Below are 15564 nucleotides of genomic sequence, written 5' to 3'. Positions count from 1 at the left end.
TCAGAGGTCCAGCGTTGGTTCCTGGAGCATCAAGCTCACGTCCTCCACCCCGGGTACTCCCTGCAGGCTCGTCACGAGCTGGACCCGCAGATCGGGGTGGTGCACGCTGATCTGGTAGGCGTGCTCCATGACGGTGCCCTGCGCGGCCTCGCGCAGGGTCACGAGCGAGAAGGTGCGGCAGTGCTCGCGGAGGATGCGCGCGATGGCGCCGGCGCTCTCCGCGCCCGCCTGCCCGGCCGGCGCGACGAACCGCAAGAGCCCGTCCGGCTGCCGGCGCGACCCGTACCCGGTCACGTGCAGCAGCAGCGACGCGGCCGCGAACATCACCGCGCCGGCGATCGCCGCGCCGTAGGCCTGCGCGCCGCTCGCCATCCCGATCGCGAGCGACGCGAAGACGAACACGACGTCGCGCGGGTCGCGCATCGTCGTGCGGAACCGGATCGCCGTGACGCCCCCCGCGACCCCGATGCCGGCCGCGATGTTGTTGCCCACAGCGAGCATCAGCGTGCACGTGATGATGCTGCCCATGGCCATGCTCTGGACGATGGTCCGCGAGTACGAGAGGCCGCGGAACGTGAGCATGTAGACGCCGGCGATGCCCTGCGTGAGCCCGAAGGCGACGAGGAGGGCGACGACCGCGCGGCGCCACTCGACGGTCCCGCCGCTCGACAGGGTCGACAGCCAGTCCATCACGGCTGCAGCCCTCCCTCGAACCGGGCCGCGCGCGTTTCCGGGAGCGTGAGCTGCGCGTTGACGCCGTAGCAGTACTTGGAGAACGAGCGCCGGACGAGCTCGAGGCGCCGCACGAGCGCCGCCATCCACGGAGGGGGCCTGCGCTCGAACTTGAGCTCGAGGACGCAGACGGGCTCGATCGTCGCGGTCTGGACCGGGTGGTCGACGGGGCGCCACCCGCGGGAGGGCGCCTCGAGGTCGAGCGTGTCCCGGCGCTGGCACACGATCTTCCGGTCGAACGTCAGGCGCGCGTAGGTGTCGATCGTGCTCTCGTAGGCCTCGCGCTCGTAGTCGACGAGCAGCACGGGCCGGAGGTCGTGGCGGTGGACCGCGCCGAGGAACTTCTCCGCGCCCTTCCGCGCGTTCGGCGCGAGCTTCTCGAGCGCGGCGGGGCGGCCGTGCGCGAGGAGCTCTTGCCACCCGGCCGCCGGCGTCACCGCGCGCGACTTCACGATGACGTCCTGCACCCGCCGCTTCACCTCGAGGAAGACCGGGCTTGTCTTCCCGGGATAGCTGCGCACCCGCACCTTGAAGCGGTCCCGCTGCTCGCGGTCGTTGGCCCAGTAGAGGTCGAACCCGCGCGTGTCGAGGTAGAGCGAGCGGATGCGGTAAACGCCGTCCGCGTCCCCGTATCGATCCCGCTTGCAGATCCCGCGCACTGCGTCCCGGATCGCCGGGACGAGCCGCTCGGGCACCAGGTACTTGAACTCGTATCGTTCGATGACGTCCAGGATTCGGCCCTCCTCGATCGTCAAGGCCAAGCGTGCGACGCCGACGCGCGCGTCGCAGAATTGTTACGGTAGCTCGGTTATGATGACACAAATGCCACCGCACGCCGCAAGCGGAATCCTGCGCAAGCCACGGAAATCTCCGTGCTTTCCCCGTGCATTCCACTGGCCCCACAGAGCTACAGCAGGAGCGATGGTGCGCCGCTCAGCGCAGCTCGCGCTCGCGCTGGCGCTGCTCGCCTCGGGCTGCCAGGGCTCGACGCCGCCGCCCGCCGTGCGGACCTCGGGCTGCCCCCGCTGCGGCGGGGTCACGCAGGCAGGCGCGCTGCCGCGGGGCGACCTCGACGAGTGCTCGGGCGTCGTCGCCGGCAGTACGCACCCGGACGTACTTTACCTCCACAACGACTCCGGCGACGGCCCTCGGTTCTTCGCGATCGGGCTCGGCGGCGCGCTGCGGGAAGAGCTCGATGTGGCGGGCGTGGGGGCGATCGACTGGGAGGACGTCGCGCGCGGGCCGTGCGGCGCGGGCGACGGCAGCTGCCTGTTCTTCGGCGATATCGGCGACAACGAGCGCGAGCGCGACGGCTATGCAATCTACGAGGTGAGGGAGCCGGACGCGCTCGGGGGAGCGTCGCGCGCGCTGACCGCGGCGGTGATCCCGATCCAGTACCCCGACGGGAGCAACAACTCGGAGACGCTGCTGGTCCACCCGGTCACCGGGGCGATCACCGTGGTGACGAAGGTGAAGGACGACGAGGCCTCGGGCGTCTACGAGCTCGCGACGAGGCCCGGCCCCGGCGTGCGGGCGACGCTCGTCGAGGCGGGCGCGATCCAGGCGCCGACGGGGAGCGGGCGCTTCACCGGGGGCGACGTGCGCGCGGACGGCACGGGCGTGCTGCTCCGGACCTCCACGCACGTCTTCTTCTATCCCATGACGCCGGACCAGACCGTGGCGCAGGCGCTCGCCGGTATGCCTTGCCAGATGCCGGTGGCCGACGAGGAGCAGGGGGAGGCGGTCGCGTGGTTGCCGGGCGGATGGGACTACGTGACCATCGGTGAAGGGGAGCAGGCGCCCATCCACCGCGTCTCCTGCGAGGCGCCCTGAGCGGCGCCGTCCTGGCGCGCGCGCCCGGCCGGACCGCCGCGTCGGACGGGCCGGGGCGCGCGGCGGGGCTCCTCAGTCGCCGCGCGCCGCGTCGTCGAGAAGGCGCTCCATGCGAGCGCGCATGCCCGAGAGATCGCGCTTGAGGACGTCCAGGTCCGCCCTCCAGTCGAGCAGCTGGAGGCCGTGCGGGTCCTCCTCGACGGAGGGGCGAATGAGCTCGGCGTAGCGGTCCACCTCAGCCTCGAGCCGCCCTTCGCTGAACGGGCCCTCGAGCATGTCCCGGACCGCGCTCCGGTAGCCCTCCAGATCCTGGTTCAGGGCGCTGAACAGCACGTCGCAGCCCGGCGCGTAGACCTCCTCGGTGCCGCGGTAGATCGGGAATCTCTCGGCGCAGTCCTCCGGCGTCTCCGTCCAGTGCGGCACCTGGCCGAAGTACTCGAAGCTCCCCATGCTCAGCGTGTTGTCGAGATCCCATGGGATGAGGCGGAACGTGCCCGACGTGGGCTCTTCGTAGAAGAAGAAGTTGTGGTTGGCGCTGGAGCCGTCCGCGCCGGCATAGAAGGTCGTGACGCCGTCCCAGTTCAGGATCGCGTCGTCGACGGCCATGTAGCGTTGCAGCTCCGCGACATCCGTCCACCTCGACAGCGCGGCGAGGCGGTCCGCGCCCTCGCTGATCGCGAGATCCTCTGCGAACGCGAGGAAGCGCTGGTGCGAGGTCCCCTCTTCCTCTTCGTTCGTCTCGAGCTTCTCGCCGTAGTAGTGGGGGTCGTCCGAGATCGGCCAGGCTGCCTTGTAGAGCTTGCCGTCCGGCTCGTCGGGAAACTGGTTCTTCGTGAAGCGGCCGTCGATGTCTTCCACCATCGCGAAGAGGCCGAGCGGCTCGCCGTTCACATGCAGCGTGGCCCACGCGCTCCTCGGGGCGACGACGCCCATGTCCCTGTAGAGACCGTAGGTGATGCGCTCGTGGACCCTGGTGGGGTCGCGCATCATCGCATGGAAGTTGAGGCGCTTCTGCCGGTAGAAGCGCTGTCCGTCGACGTACTCGTCGAACTTCACCTTCATGCTGAGCTTCGGGCAGGGGAGCTCTTTCTCCTCGTCGTAACACAGCTCGAGGGTGCCGTAGCCGCCCTTGAAGCGCAGGCCCAAGAGGCCCACGCGGCTGCCCCGGTAACAGGCCTCCGCCTCGACGTACTCCTCCTCGAGCGCGTTCGCCTGGAGCTCCGCCCAGGTCTCGTCGCGGAGCCGGAAGTCGAAGCGCGGGATGTCGCTGGCCGCGTACAGCTCGTCCGGGTCGCCGTCGGCCAGCGCGGTGTCCGCCGGATAGCACGGCAGCGTCACGCCCTGTCCGCCGCCCCCGGTGCCCTCGTCCCCACAGCCCGCGCCCGGCGTGGAGGCCGCCAGCGCGAGCAAGATGCAATAAGTTCGTTTCATCAGCCGCTCCTTGCGGGCGGCGAGGGTAATCGCGACGTCCGCGCATGTCGACGCTCGGTGTCCGGCGCTGCGCGAATTTTCCTGGCGAAGCCGCCCGGGCGCGTGGTCATGCTCGTGCCCTCGTGATAACAACGCGAGATGATTGCGATCTACACGCCACGACGCGCGAGCATGGTTTTCTTGAGCCTCTTATGGCTCGGCTGCGGCGACAGCGAGGACGACGGGAAGGGCAGCGGCGGCGCCGGCTCCGCCAGCACGAGCGCCAGCGCCGGCGGGGGAGGGGGGAGCGGGGGTGAAGGCGGCAGCGGAGGTGGCCCGGCGGACCTCGACCCGCGCGTCGAGGCGTGCTTGCGGATCAACGCCTGTGACGCGGACGGCGGGACGCCGCTGGGGATCCAGGCCTGCCTGGGCCACGAGCTCGATCAGCGATGGGCGTGGGCGACCACCGGGCCGAGGCGCCTCGGCCTCGCGGCCATGGACTGCAAGCTCGCGGCGGCCGACTGCGCCGGCGTCCGCGCGTGTACGCCGGCGGCCGAGGCGTTCGCCGAGACATGCAGGGAGAAGGCCGGCGCCGACCTGTGCGAGGGCGATACATGGGTGTTCTGCGACGAGCTGGGCGCGCCGCTCGCCGCGATGGACTGCGCGGCCGCCGGGCTCTCCTGCTCCTCCGACTTCGTCGCCGGGTGCGGCGCCGAGCCGTGCGATTACGCCACCACGTCACCTTCGTGCGACCCCGCGGACAGCGACGTGCTCATCGAGTGCAGCGCCGCCGGCGTCCTGACCCGGGTCCACTGTCCGAGCCAGTACAACCTGGTGCTGGTGAACAGCACCGAAGGGGAGAAGGTCTTCACGATCGCCGGGGAGACCTGCGGCTTCGACGAGCAGCGCGGCGCCTTCGGCTGCGTGGGCACCGGCGAGGCGTGCAGCTTCTTTTCCCAGCAGTGCGACGGCGCTGTCCTGGAGACCTGCGCGGGCGGGAAGCTGAGCCGCCGCGACTGCGCCGCCGAGGAGCCGGACGGCCAGGGCTGCGGCTTCGTCCAGAGCGGGCAGTTTGCCGGCGCGGCCTCTTGCGGGCTCGTCGGCGGCGCGTGTGATCTCGGCGACGACGAAGCGTGCGACGGGGCGGTCCTCCGTTTCTGCGACCTGGGGACGCCCGCAGCGGTCGATTGCCGGGCGGCGGGCTACACCGGCTGCGCCACGGCCGAGCAGGGCGAGCGCACCGTCGCTCACTGCACGCCGTGAAGACGCCCGCAGATCTCTCCGCAGATCGCGCTCGGTGAGGAGGCCCTTGATCGGGCCGCCGGCTCCTCGCGCGCGAAGTCCCTTCTCGGCCGTGAGGTTGTGTCGGCCCATTCACAAGGTGTCCGGAGCGCGAGGGGGCAGTGTGGTCCCCTACCTGCTCCATGACGCTGTCGTGCCCACGTGCTGCGCGAGCTTCGCTGGCCCGAGCGCGCTCGGATTTCATGAGGAGCGACGGGAGCCCTGTGCCATGGTGCCCGCCTGGCCTCCCGCGAAAGCGGAGCAATCTTGACAGCGGAGCGGCCCTTTGCGCTCCCTGGCCCCGCTCGCCGCGCACACGGAAGGCCGCCCGGAAAGAACCGCATGCTCAAGGTGCCCGACCTCCTCGCCGTCCTCCAGCAGATCGTGCGACGGGCCATGGCCATCCCTCCTCGCGCGCCGCGCGGCAGCCTGCTCCTCCGCGAGGGGCGCCGCTTCGCGGTCCGGGCGCTGATCGGGTTTGACGTGCTGCGTGAACATGCGCTGTACGTGCCGGCTGCTGCGGCGCTCGCCGGCGGCGGCGCCCCGCTCGCCCCGAAGGCGGCGCCTGACGCGGCGCGCGGGGGTTGCGTCGTCGACGCGCACGCATGGTACCGGGCGTACTTGCCTGGCCCCGTCGCGACCGAAGGCGCGATTCCAGAGGGCGCAGGCGTGCTTGTCACGCCCATCCAGGTGTGCGGAGAGCCAGTTGGCTACCTCGCCATCGAGCAGCCGACCCTTGAGCCGCCGGACGCGGAGCGCCGCGCCCTGATCGAGAGCATTGCGGACGCCGCCGGAGACGCGCTGGAGCGGAACAGGCTCTATGACGACAAGGCGAGATCGGCGCAGGAGATCCGCCTGTTCGAGAAGCTGCTGAACGCGGTGGGCACGACGGTCGAGCTGCACGACCTCATCGAGACCATCGCCCACGGCATCAAGAGCGTGCAGCTCGATCCGGACTGGAAGGAGGTGGAGCTCTGGGTCCTCGAGGAGGACAGCCCCACGTCGGACCGGGGCGAGCTCCGCGCCCGCGTGTACCGGGCCCCGTCGTCGGAGCCGACGACCTACTGGCAGAACATCCGCGCCGGCGCCGTCAGCGCCGGGCGCCCCCTGGGCGTCGCCGTCGACTTCCGGACCGGGCACGGCGGCGACGGCGACGGCTCCCAGCGCGCCCTGCTCGACGAGGCGATCCGCCGGCGCATGTCCGGCATCCTCATCGCGCCGACCAACCCCGAGGGCGCGGAGGAGGCGTTTCGACAGGCAGCCGACGCAGGCATCCCGGTCGTCGTGATCGACGCGCCGCCGATCGCGGGCAGCCGGGCGCAGCTCTACATCGGGACGGACAACGTCGCGTCGGGCAGGCTCGCGGCCGAGATGATGATGCGGCTGCTCCCGGGCGGCGGCGCGGTCGCGGCCCTCGGCGCCGTGGACCTCGCGCGGAACGTCTGCGAGCGCGTCGACGGCTTCCGCGCGGCGGCGCTCGGGTCGAGCCTCACGGTGCTGCCGACGATCGCGTGCGACTGGGACCTCGCGAACGGGACGAGGCTCGCCACGGCGGCGCTCGCGGAGCGGCCCGACATCGTCGGCGCCTTCGGGGCCGCCGCGGACAACGGGCCTGCCTGGGGCTTCTCCGCGAGGGCCGCGGGCAGGGGCGGCGATCTCAAGGTCGTCGGGTTCGACCTCATCGCCAGCACCGTCGCCCTGCTCCGGCAGGGCGCGATCCACGCGACGATCGTGCAGCGCGAGCACGACATGGGCTTCCGCGGCGTCGAGGTGCTCCACCGGATGATCACCCAGGGCATCGAGCCGACCCTCGCCGAGCTGCCGCCCTCGCGCGTCCTCCACACCGGCGTCGATTGCGTCACCCTCGAGCGGACGCCGTGGTCCACGACGCTGAGCGACTACCTCACGCGCGACGCGGCCCACCGCGCCGCGCACGAGCGGGGCGACCGGGACCCCTCCGCCGCCCACCCGACCGAGATCATGCTGATCGGGTTCCCGCCCCCGTCGCGCACCTTCATCGAGGACCAGGTCTCGATCCCGGCGCGCTCGCTCGTGGGCCGCGCGCTCAGCGCGGGCAGCCCGCTCGTGGTCGACCCGGACGAGGGCGACGCGCGCGCGGACGCCGCCCTGTCCGCGGCCCACGCCGGCGCGCGCACGCTCGTCGCCCTGCCCTTGCAGGCCCGGGGCAGCGTCCTCGGCGCCCTCGTCCTGAGCACCGAGCGCAGCGCGGCGTGCGGCGAGGACGACGTGTCGTTCCTGGTCCGCGTCGCCGGCACGGTGGCGGTCGGCGTCGAGAACGCCCGGCTCTTCCGCCGGAGCTCCGAGCGCAGCGCGGCGCTCGAGCGCGCCAACCGGCAGCAGGCGGCGCTGCTCGAGACGATCCGCGAGCTCTCGAGCCCCGTCGTGCCGATCGCGGAGGGCATCCTGGTGATGCCCTTGATCGGCGTCATGGACGCCGAGCGCTCCGGCCACTTCATCGAGTCGATGCTCCGGGAGATCGGCGCGCAGCGGGCGCAGGTGGTGCTGATCGACGTCACCGGGATGGCGGTCGTGGACGCGGCGGCCGCGTGCCAGCTCGTCCAGGCGGCGCGGGCGGCCGCGCTGCTCGGCGCCGAGGCGGTGCTCGTCGGCATGAGGCCGGGCGCCGCGCAGATGATGGTCGAGCAAGGCCTGGACGTCGGCTCGATGGTGACGCGCAGCAACCTGGCGCAAGGCTTCAGGTACGCGCTCGCCCGGACGCGCCGCCGCGCCGCGACGCGCGGCTGAGCGCGGCCGCGCTACCCCGCCCCGGCGGCGGGCGGCGACTCGGTCGGGCGCGGCGCTGCGAGCCGCGCGTCGCCGGCGCGCCGCGCGCGCCGCTGCTCCTGGACGATGTGCACCACCTGGTCGAAGACCACGGCCACGAGGATGACGCTGCCGATGATGATGAACGTCCAGTTCGGGTCGAGGCGCCAGATCCGCCGCACGCCGCCGTCGCTGTAGCGGACCTGGAACATGTTGATGCCGTTGTCGATGACCCGCATGATCGCCGAGCCGACGAGGATCCCGACCGCGCCGCCCTCGCCGCCGCGCAGCGAGCAGCCACCGAGCACGGCCGCGGCGATCGCGTAGAGCTCGTAGCCTATCCCGACCTGCTGCGACATCTGGCCGATGTACGACGCGTAGCAGACGCCGGCGATGCCCCCCGTCGCGGACGAGATCACGTACGTCGCGACCTCCACCCGGGTCACGTCGATGCCCGAGTACTCGGCGGCCTCGCGGTTGCCGCCGAGCGCGTACATGTAGCGTCCGAGCACCGTGAAGTGCAGCACGTAGGCGCCCGCGGCGAGGACCACGAGGAAGATGACGACCGGGTACGGGATCAGCGCGTTGCCCCCGACGTGCAGGATGCCGTCGTTGGCGAGGCGGAGGAACGGCGAGTCGCTGAAGCTCAGCGTGCCGCCCTCCGCCACCGTCTGCGAGACGCCGCGGATGAGGAGCATGCCGCCGAGCGTGACGACGAACGGCTGCAGCTTGAGCCGCGTGATCAACAGCCCCTGCGCGAGCCCCACGAGCACCGCGGCCGCGAGCGCCACCGTCACGCCGAACCAGAGCGGGTAGCCCAGGCACCCCATCCCGGGCGACGAGATCTTGGCGATCAGGACGCCGGTGAGGCCGATGACCGAGCCGATCGACAGGTCGATGCCGCCGGTGATGATGACGAACCCCATGCCCATGGCGTAGATGCCGAGCATCGCGATCTGCCGCGTCGTGTTGACGACGTTGGACTGCCCGAGAAAGTCGGGGTTGGAGATGTAGAGCCCCGCGCACATCAGGACGAGCACGAGGCTCATGCCCAGCTCACGTCTCATGCCGTCACCTCATCTTCCGCGCGTTCCGCTTTCCCCGTCATCAGCGTGGCGATGCGCTCCTGGGTCAGCCCGTTGCGCTGGAGCACGCCCTTGATCCGCCGCTCGTGCATGACGACCACGCGATCGCTCATTCCGAGCACCTCCTCCATGTCGGAGCTGACCATCAGCAGCGTGATGCCCGCGTCGGCCAGCGCGGCCATGTGCCGGTAGATCTCGGCCTTGGTGCCCACGTCGATGCCGCGGGTCGGCTCGTCCAGGATGAGGACGCGCGGGCTCATCGACAGCCATTTCCCGAGGACGATCTTCTGCTGGTTGCCCCCGGAGAGGTTCACCGCGCGCTGGTCGAGCGACGGCGTCCTGATGCGGAGGCGGTCGACCTCGGCGCGCGCGACGCGGCGCTCGGCGTCGCGGCGGAGCCAGCCCCACCGGCTGTAGCTGGCGAGGTTCGGCAGCGACGTGTTCTCGACGAGCGTCATCGGCAGCACGAGCCCGTGGCGCTTGCGGTCCTCGGGCGCGAGGTACACGCCGCGGTCGATGGCGTGGCGCGTCGTGCGCGGCAGGTAGGGCTTGCCCTCGAGCGTCATCGCGCCGCCGAGCGCCCGGGTCGCCCCGAAGATCGCCTGCATCAGCTCGGTGCGCCCCGAGCCGACGAGCCCAGCGAACCCGAGGATCTCCCCGCGCAGCGCGGAGAAGCTCACGCCCGCGGGCGCGCCGGGCACGATGAGGTCGCTCACCACGAGCACCGGCTCGCGCGGCGGACGCTCGCGCTTCTCCGGGAAGTAGTGGCCGCTGAGCTCCCGCCCGACCATCATCGCGACGATCCGGTCGTGCGTCGCCTCGGCCCGCGGGAGGTCGCCCACGTGCTTGCCGTCGCGCAGCACGGCGATCCGGTCGGACAGGCTCAGCACCTCGTCCATGCGGTGGGAGATGTAGATGATGCCGATCCCCTCCGCGCGGAGCTTGCGGACGATGGCGAAGAGCTCCGCCGACTCACCCGCGGTGAGCGACGATGTCGGCTCATCCATGATGATGATGCGCGCGTTCACCGAGAGCGCCTTGGCGATCTCGACCATCTGCATCTGCCCCGCGGAGAGCGCCGAGACGGGCGTGGTCGGCGGCAGCGAGAGGCCGACGCGCCTCATGAGCGTCGCCGCCCTCGTGTTCAGCTCATCACGCCTCAGCCGGGCCAGCAGGCGGCCGTTCGCCCCCTCGTTGCCAAGGAAGATGTTCGCGGCGATATCGAGGTTCGACGCGAGCATCAGCTCCTGGTGGACCAGCGCGATGCCGAGGCGCTTGGCCTCGCTCACCCCGCGCAGCGCGACCGGCGCTCCGTCGAGGAAGATCTGCCCCTCGTCGGGTGGGTATGCCCCGCCGAGGATCTTCATGAGCGTGCTCTTGCCCGCGCCGTTCTCTCCCATGACGGCGAGGACCTCGCCGGCGCGCAGCGAGAGCGAGACGCCGGCCAGCGCGGTGACGCCCGGGAACCGCTTGACGATCCCCCGCATCGCGAGCAGGGGGGCGGGATCGGGGCCAGTCGGAGGTTCGGGGGGGAGCGTCATTCGCAGGGGCGAGCGCTCGAGCGAGGAGAGGCCCTCGCCCGAGCCACCGGGGGAACTGCCTATTTCTTCATCTCGGCGAGCGTGGCCTTGAACTGCGCGACGTTGTCCTTGTCGATCACGTCGACGCCGGTGTCGACCATCCCGTTCTGATGATTCACGGCAGTTCTCCTCGGTTCGTCCGCGCCCAGCGTGCGTCGAGACGACGTCGCGGGTCCGCGACATCGGTGATGCCCCGGAGCGATGCTAGCGACTCACCTCGACGATGTCGCGCCTCGCGTGAGCGACCCAGGCGGATCGTCGAGGCGACGCGCCGGGTCGCCGGTCCCGGCGGCGCGCGGGGTGCGCGAGCTCACCAGATCTCGACATCGAGCGACGCGAGGCACATGGGATGTTCGGTGCGAATCTCCTGCTTGTGGGGTTGCTGCTGAGGATGTGTCCGCGAGGCGGCGACGTGGTGCGCGAAAGGCGCACCGGGGGCCATGTCGGGATCGAGCGGACACGGAGGAGGCCGGGAGCCTTCGTCCGCGCCCGGGAGCCTTCGTCCGCGCCCGGGCGGCGGCGTCGCGCGCGTGGTGGCGAGGCGCCGCGCGCCGGGCGACGCGCGGCGCTGGCCCCTTGGATCCACCCCCCGTGGTCAACCCTCGTCGGGGGAGGCGGCGTGCATGGGAGTCGGGCTCCCGAGCCGGGGCCTGTCGATCTGCAGGCTCAGATCGGGCCGGCGGTCCCGATCGAACGGCGGCAGCGCCTCGGCCTTGCCGCTCGCGGCGGAGCGCTGGATGGCCTGCATCACGCGGACGTCCGCGAGGCCCTCGACGCCGGACGGCTCGGGCTCCGTGTCCTCCAGGATGCAGCGCGAGAAGTAGACCAGCTCGGCGGCGAACTGGTCGCGATCCTCGAAGGTCTGCGCCTGGGTCTTGCCGTCGATCGTGAGATGATGCTTTATGGGGCCTGCGAAGAAATAGGCCTGCTCGACGCGGAGGTCGCCCCTGGTGCCCGTGATGCGGTACGACGCCACGGTCGCGAGCCCCTGGCTCACGGTGAACGTGGCGACGCCGCCGCTCGGAAAGCGCAGGGTGGCCGTGGTGGTCTCGTCGACGCCCTGGGCGGGCCCCTCACCCGGCTGCTGGCTGGCGCCGACCACCTCGAGCGGCTCTTCCCGGAAGAGGTGGCGGGCGGCGTTGATGCAGTAGCAGCCGAGATCGAAGAGCGCCCCTCCGCCGAGCTCGCGGCTGGTGCGGATGTCGCCGGGGGGCGCCGTGTGCGAGAACGACGAGACGAACGCCCGGGCCTGACCGAGCTTGCCAGAGCGGACGATGTCGATCGCCCCGAGGTTCGCCGCCTCGAAGTGGAGCCGGTAGGCGGTCATCAGCTTCACGCCGGCGAGCCGGGTGGCCTCGATCATCGCCGTGCAGTCCTCCTCGGTCATGGCGAGCGGCTTCTCGCAGAGCACGTGCGCGCCCGCGCGCGCGGCGCGCTCGGTGAACTCGCGGTGCATGGAGTTGGGGAGCGCGATGAACACCGCGTCGACCCGGGCGCGCTTCAGGACGGCCTCGAGCTCGGCGTAGCCGCCTCGCTCCGCGACGCCGTAGCGCTCGCCGAGCACCTCGAGCTTCTCGCGGCTGCCCGAGATGAGGGCGACGAGCTCCGAGCTCTCGGCGGCGCTCGCGAACGCCGGGAGGATCGCGACCTGCGCGATGTTGCCGAGGCCGATGACGGCGTAGCGGATCTTCCTGCGCTCGTGTTCCATGGCCCCCGGGCATACCGTGGGGGAGCGGCGGAAGCCAGGGTGGGTAACGAGGCGTGCCTCCGAGATCCCTCTCCCCACCCCCTCGATCCCAAACCTCGCCAATCCGGGCGAAAGCCTCGACCTGCAGCGGTCGCGGCGCCGGCGCTAGAGATCGGAGGTGGCGAACGAGACCGAGGTCCCGCTGCTCACCCGGCGCGCGTGGCGCGCGTGACGCCGAACGGGCGTGCTCTCCGGCGCGCTCACCGTGGGGCTGGCGGGGAGCGGTCTGCTCACTTGACGTCACGGCACGTCACTCACCTGGAGACGGAACACGATGGCCAACATCGTCGATGACATGACGAGGCGATTGCTGATCGACGCGGGCATCACCGCAGGGATGCGCGTGCTCGACGTCGGCTGCGGCCGCGGAGACGTCTCGCTGATGATCTCGCGGCTGGTGGGGGAACAGGGGCAGGTCCTGGGCGTGGACCGCGACGTGAGCCCGATCGCGGCTGCGCGCGAGCGGGCACGCGAGCTCGGCCTCTCGAATGTGGCGTTCGCAGAGGGCGATCTCGGGGAACCCTCGCCCGAGCATGGCCTCTTCGACGCCGCCGTCGGGAGGCGGGTGCTCATGTACCAGCGCGATCCCGTCGTCGCCCTCCGCGGGCTCGCCCGCGCCGTACGGCCGGGTGGGCTGGTTGTGTTCCAGGAGAACGACGCGTCGATCGGGCCGGTGTCCTCGAAGCCGCTGCCGCTGCACGAGCGTGTGCGCGGCTGGCTCTGGCGCACCGTCGAGCGCGAGGGGGCCAACATCCACATGGGCTTCGACCTCGCGTCGGTCCTCGAGCGGGCCGGGCTCACCGTGGAGCACGTCCGCGCCGAGGCGATCGTCCAGACGCCAAGGTCGCTCTTCCCCACCGGGCTCATCGTCCGCGCGATGCTCGCTCGCATCGCGCAACAAGGCGTCGCCTCCGCAGAGGAGATCGAGGTCGACACCCTCGAACAGCGCCTCGCGGAGGAGCTCCAGGAGGCGAACGCGACGTATGTCGGCGAGATGGTCTTCGGCGCGTGGGCGCGAAAGCCAGCGTAGCCTGTCGAGGTGACCGTCGTCTCTCCAGGAGGAGGCGAGTCGCGTCAAACGAGGCCCGGCGGACGGTCCGCCGGGCGAGCCTACGGCGCCAGGCGCCCGGACCCCAGCGAGCCTTGTATGCCGAGGACGCGCGCGCTCACTCGCCCGCCGGGCTTTCGGGCTGGTAGGGCCGCGACGGGGTGACCCCGCTGACGAAGAAGACGCCATCGAAGGCACGCAGCGGGCTCACTTTCTGGAAGCTGCCCTGCCAGCGGCTGTCGATGTCGTCCTCCAGCCACGCGCGCGCCTCGCCGGAGGCGGTGCGCAGGTCGAGCAGCAGCGCGCTCGAGGAGCGCGCCTCCGCGGCCTCCGCCAGCGCCTTCTCCAGGCACCGATCACACTGGCTCGTGGGGATGAAGTCGGGCGGCCACTGCTCCGGCGGAAGCGGGGCTCCCGTCGGGCCCAGGATCGTATCCATCGTCCCCGCGATGAGGACATAGTCGTCCCCGAAGCGCTCCGCGATGAACTGGCCAGCGCCCTTGGTCCCCAGCTTTCCGAGGGCGATGTCTCCCACGGTGACATCGACCTCTGTCTTCAGCAGGTGGAAGTTGTGGGCGTAGACCATCGTCTTCCCGTGACGGGACTGCACCCAGGCGAGGTTCTCGGCGAGCGCGAGCTCTCGCGTCTCCCTTCCTTTGAAGTACACCTTGTAGGCCTCGACGTCATCCAGCCGCATGAGGTGGCGCTGGTCGATCGTGAGCTCCGCCAGGCGGTCCTCGTAGATCGCCTCCAACACCCTGATGTTCTCGTCGAAGTAGACGATCGCCGGGTGCGCCTGCCTCGACCGGAGGTCCCGGAGCATCTGGCTGGCGAGCAGGCCCGCGTGAGAGGCCCACGCGTGCTCCTCGCTCGAGCTCGCGCTCGTGTACGCGGCCTCGTTCGCCGCGAGGCGCTCGTTGAGCCGCTCGATGCCGTCCTCCAGCGCGGCCTGCTCGTCCTCGCCGAGCTGCTCGAAGCTGACCGAGGTGAAGCCGTCCAGGAAGTTGCCCGGGATGTGGTCCTCGCCGAGGCGCTCGTAATACCGGTGGACCTCCTCGGTCACCTCGTTCGCCCTCCCGGCGAGCGAAAGGAGCTCGCTGAGCTCTGCCTCCGCGTACGCGGGATCCACCTTCGCGAGATAAGGCGCGAGGAGCTCCAGCGCGGTCACCGGAGCGTCTCCGCGGACGGTCAGGTCCATCCCGTAGTAGTGGACGTTGTCGTCCGCGTCTCGCTGGCTCGCGTTGTACGTCCTCATCCATTCGAGCATGTCGCGGACTTCCTCGTACAGGCCAGACCCATGGGTGAAGCCGCCGATCATCGCGTCCTCGACGGTGATGTCCGGGTCTCCCTGGACGTACCTCTCGGCCAACCGCCCCTCGATGATCCCGGACTCCAGGACGATCGCGCGGAAGCCCTTCCTCTCGACCAGGTACTCGAGAAGCCTGATCCGCATCTGGTTCAGCTCGTGCAGGACATGGGCGCTCTCCCCGAGCCCCGCGACCTTCGCCGATCCGAGGAGGTCGCCGAAGGCCTCCATGTCGGCGTCGTCCTCGACGGGATCCGTTGTCCTGATGGGTGTGGCCTCGCGGATCACCCACGCCGTGCCGCCGGCAGGCGGATCGAGCGGGTCGCCGGCGGGCCCTTGCCCGCGCGGGTCCGAGGAGCACCCGGCCAGCGCGAGCGAGCCGAGGAGCGCAGCGACCGCTCCGGTGCGCCGTCCGGAGCCGGCGCCCGACCGGGGGCTGCCCTGGGCCGCGCGCCGCGACGGGCCGGAGGCGGACGCGAAGGGGAGTCCGGTCACGCCACCTCCGGGGAAGCGGGCGCGCGGCTCGTGCGCCTCCTCCGCCTGGAGGCACTGGAACTCTGCGCAGCTGTCGGCGCGGGGCAGCGGCGGCGCGGGGGGCTCCTCGCGGGCCGTGGTCCAGGCGAGCGGCGCGACAGGGAGGCTCGGGAGCGGGATGGCGGGCGGCAGGGCGTTTCTGGATCGGGTGGTCATTGTACAGCTCCTTGGTGGGACACCCTGGATCTGCGTCTCCGCCGGCGGGGGAGCGCCTGGCCCCTTGA

Annotated in this window: 11 protein-coding genes; 4 read left to right on the top strand and 7 right to left on the bottom strand. The window is 71.3% G+C overall.

The features are described 5' to 3' along the window. Together WME89_RS29750 and WME89_RS29745 are read right to left on the bottom strand one after the other, a co-directional pair. On the bottom strand, nt 1-690 hold the full coding sequence (locus tag WME89_RS29750; RefSeq protein WP_438011987.1) for a DUF4956 domain-containing protein: 690 nt from the start codon (nt 688-690) through the stop codon (nt 1-3). Then, nucleotides 690-1487 (bottom strand): polyphosphate polymerase domain-containing protein, encoded by a 798-nt coding sequence (locus WME89_RS29745; RefSeq protein ID WP_438003076.1) that lies wholly within the window; start codon nt 1485-1487, stop codon nt 690-692. The genes WME89_RS29750 and WME89_RS29745 overlap by 1 nt, the downstream gene beginning before the upstream one ends. 166 nt (nt 1488-1653) lie before the next feature. On the opposite strand from WME89_RS29745, the gene WME89_RS29740 reads away from it, so the two are divergent. Next, complete coding sequence (locus tag WME89_RS29740; RefSeq protein ID WP_438003075.1) at nt 1654-2565, top strand: hypothetical protein; 912 nt, start codon at nt 1654-1656, stop codon at nt 2563-2565. A gap of 72 nt (nt 2566-2637) precedes the next feature. On the opposite strand, the gene WME89_RS29735 is transcribed toward WME89_RS29740, so the two are convergent. Further along, complete coding sequence (locus tag WME89_RS29735; RefSeq protein WP_438003074.1) at nt 2638-3996, bottom strand: CotH kinase family protein; 1359 nt, start codon at nt 3994-3996, stop codon at nt 2638-2640. Between the two features lie 180 nt (nt 3997-4176). On the opposite strand from WME89_RS29735, the gene WME89_RS29730 reads away from it, so the two are divergent. Beyond that, nucleotides 4177-5238, top strand: a complete 1062-nt coding sequence (locus tag WME89_RS29730; RefSeq protein WP_438003073.1) for a hypothetical protein — start codon at nt 4177-4179, stop codon at nt 5236-5238. Nucleotides 5239-5598: 360 nt separating this feature from the next. Beyond that, a complete protein-coding gene (locus WME89_RS29725) occupies nt 5599-8022 on the top strand; it encodes a substrate-binding domain-containing protein (RefSeq protein ID WP_438003072.1) in 2424 nt (807 codons plus the stop codon). 11 nt (nt 8023-8033) lie between these two features. Here the strand turns inward: WME89_RS29725 and WME89_RS29720 are convergent, their stop codons facing one another. The 3 genes from WME89_RS29720 to WME89_RS29710 form a co-directional block, all read right to left on the bottom strand. Next, nucleotides 8034-9107, bottom strand: coding sequence for an ABC transporter permease (locus WME89_RS29720; RefSeq protein WP_438003071.1), 1074 nt, complete (start codon nt 9105-9107; stop codon nt 8034-8036). Beyond that, entirely contained in the window at nt 9104-10666 is a 1563-nt protein-coding gene (locus WME89_RS29715) for a sugar ABC transporter ATP-binding protein (protein ID WP_438003070.1), read from the bottom strand. The genes WME89_RS29720 and WME89_RS29715 overlap by 4 nt, the downstream gene beginning before the upstream one ends. Before the next feature lie 634 nt (nt 10667-11300). Beyond that, nucleotides 11301-12413 carry a Gfo/Idh/MocA family protein gene (locus WME89_RS29710; protein ID WP_438003069.1) on the bottom strand — a complete coding sequence of 371 codons (1113 nt, stop codon included), beginning with the start codon at nt 12411-12413 and terminating at the stop codon, nt 11301-11303. A gap of 313 nt (nt 12414-12726) precedes the next feature. Between WME89_RS29710 and WME89_RS29705 the strand changes: the two genes are divergently transcribed. Then, on the top strand, nt 12727-13482 hold the full coding sequence (locus WME89_RS29705; protein WP_438003068.1) for a methyltransferase domain-containing protein: 756 nt from the start codon (nt 12727-12729) through the stop codon (nt 13480-13482). A gap of 136 nt (nt 13483-13618) precedes the next feature. On the opposite strand, the gene WME89_RS29700 is transcribed toward WME89_RS29705, so the two are convergent. Beyond that, entirely contained in the window at nt 13619-15496 is a 1878-nt protein-coding gene (locus WME89_RS29700; protein WP_438003067.1) for an erythromycin esterase family protein, read from the bottom strand. Nucleotides 15497-15564 lie beyond the last annotated feature (68 nt).

It is taken from the genome of Sorangium sp. So ce321 (genome assembly GCF_051530195.1).
Classification (GTDB): domain Bacteria; phylum Myxococcota_A; class Polyangia; order Polyangiales; family Polyangiaceae; genus Sorangium.
This window is presented reverse-complemented; position numbering and strand designations above follow the sequence as displayed.

Bases quoted from the DNA above. Each gene is read 5' to 3' on its own strand.
- WME89_RS29710 (WP_438003069.1), bottom strand. From the start codon at position 12,413: ATGGAACACGAGCGCAGGAAGATCCGCTACGCCGTCATCGGCCTCGGC.
- WME89_RS29725 (WP_438003072.1), top strand. From the start codon at position 5,599: ATGCTCAAGGTGCCCGACCTCCTCGCCGTCCTCCAGCAGATCGTGCGA.
- WME89_RS29735 (WP_438003074.1), bottom strand. From the start codon at position 3,996: ATGAAACGAACTTATTGCATCTTGCTCGCGCTGGCGGCCTCCACGCCG.
- WME89_RS29700 (WP_438003067.1), bottom strand. From the start codon at position 15,496: ATGACCACCCGATCCAGAAACGCCCTGCCGCCCGCCATCCCGCTCCCG.
- WME89_RS29750 (WP_438011987.1), bottom strand. From the start codon at position 690: ATGGACTGGCTGTCGACCCTGTCGAGCGGCGGGACCGTCGAGTGGCGC.
- WME89_RS29715 (WP_438003070.1), bottom strand. From the start codon at position 10,666: ATGACGCTCCCCCCCGAACCTCCGACTGGCCCCGATCCCGCCCCCCTG.
- WME89_RS29705 (WP_438003068.1), top strand. From the start codon at position 12,727: ATGGCCAACATCGTCGATGACATGACGAGGCGATTGCTGATCGACGCG.
- WME89_RS29740 (WP_438003075.1), top strand. From the start codon at position 1,654: ATGGTGCGCCGCTCAGCGCAGCTCGCGCTCGCGCTGGCGCTGCTCGCC.
- WME89_RS29720 (WP_438003071.1), bottom strand. From the start codon at position 9,107: ATGAGACGTGAGCTGGGCATGAGCCTCGTGCTCGTCCTGATGTGCGCG.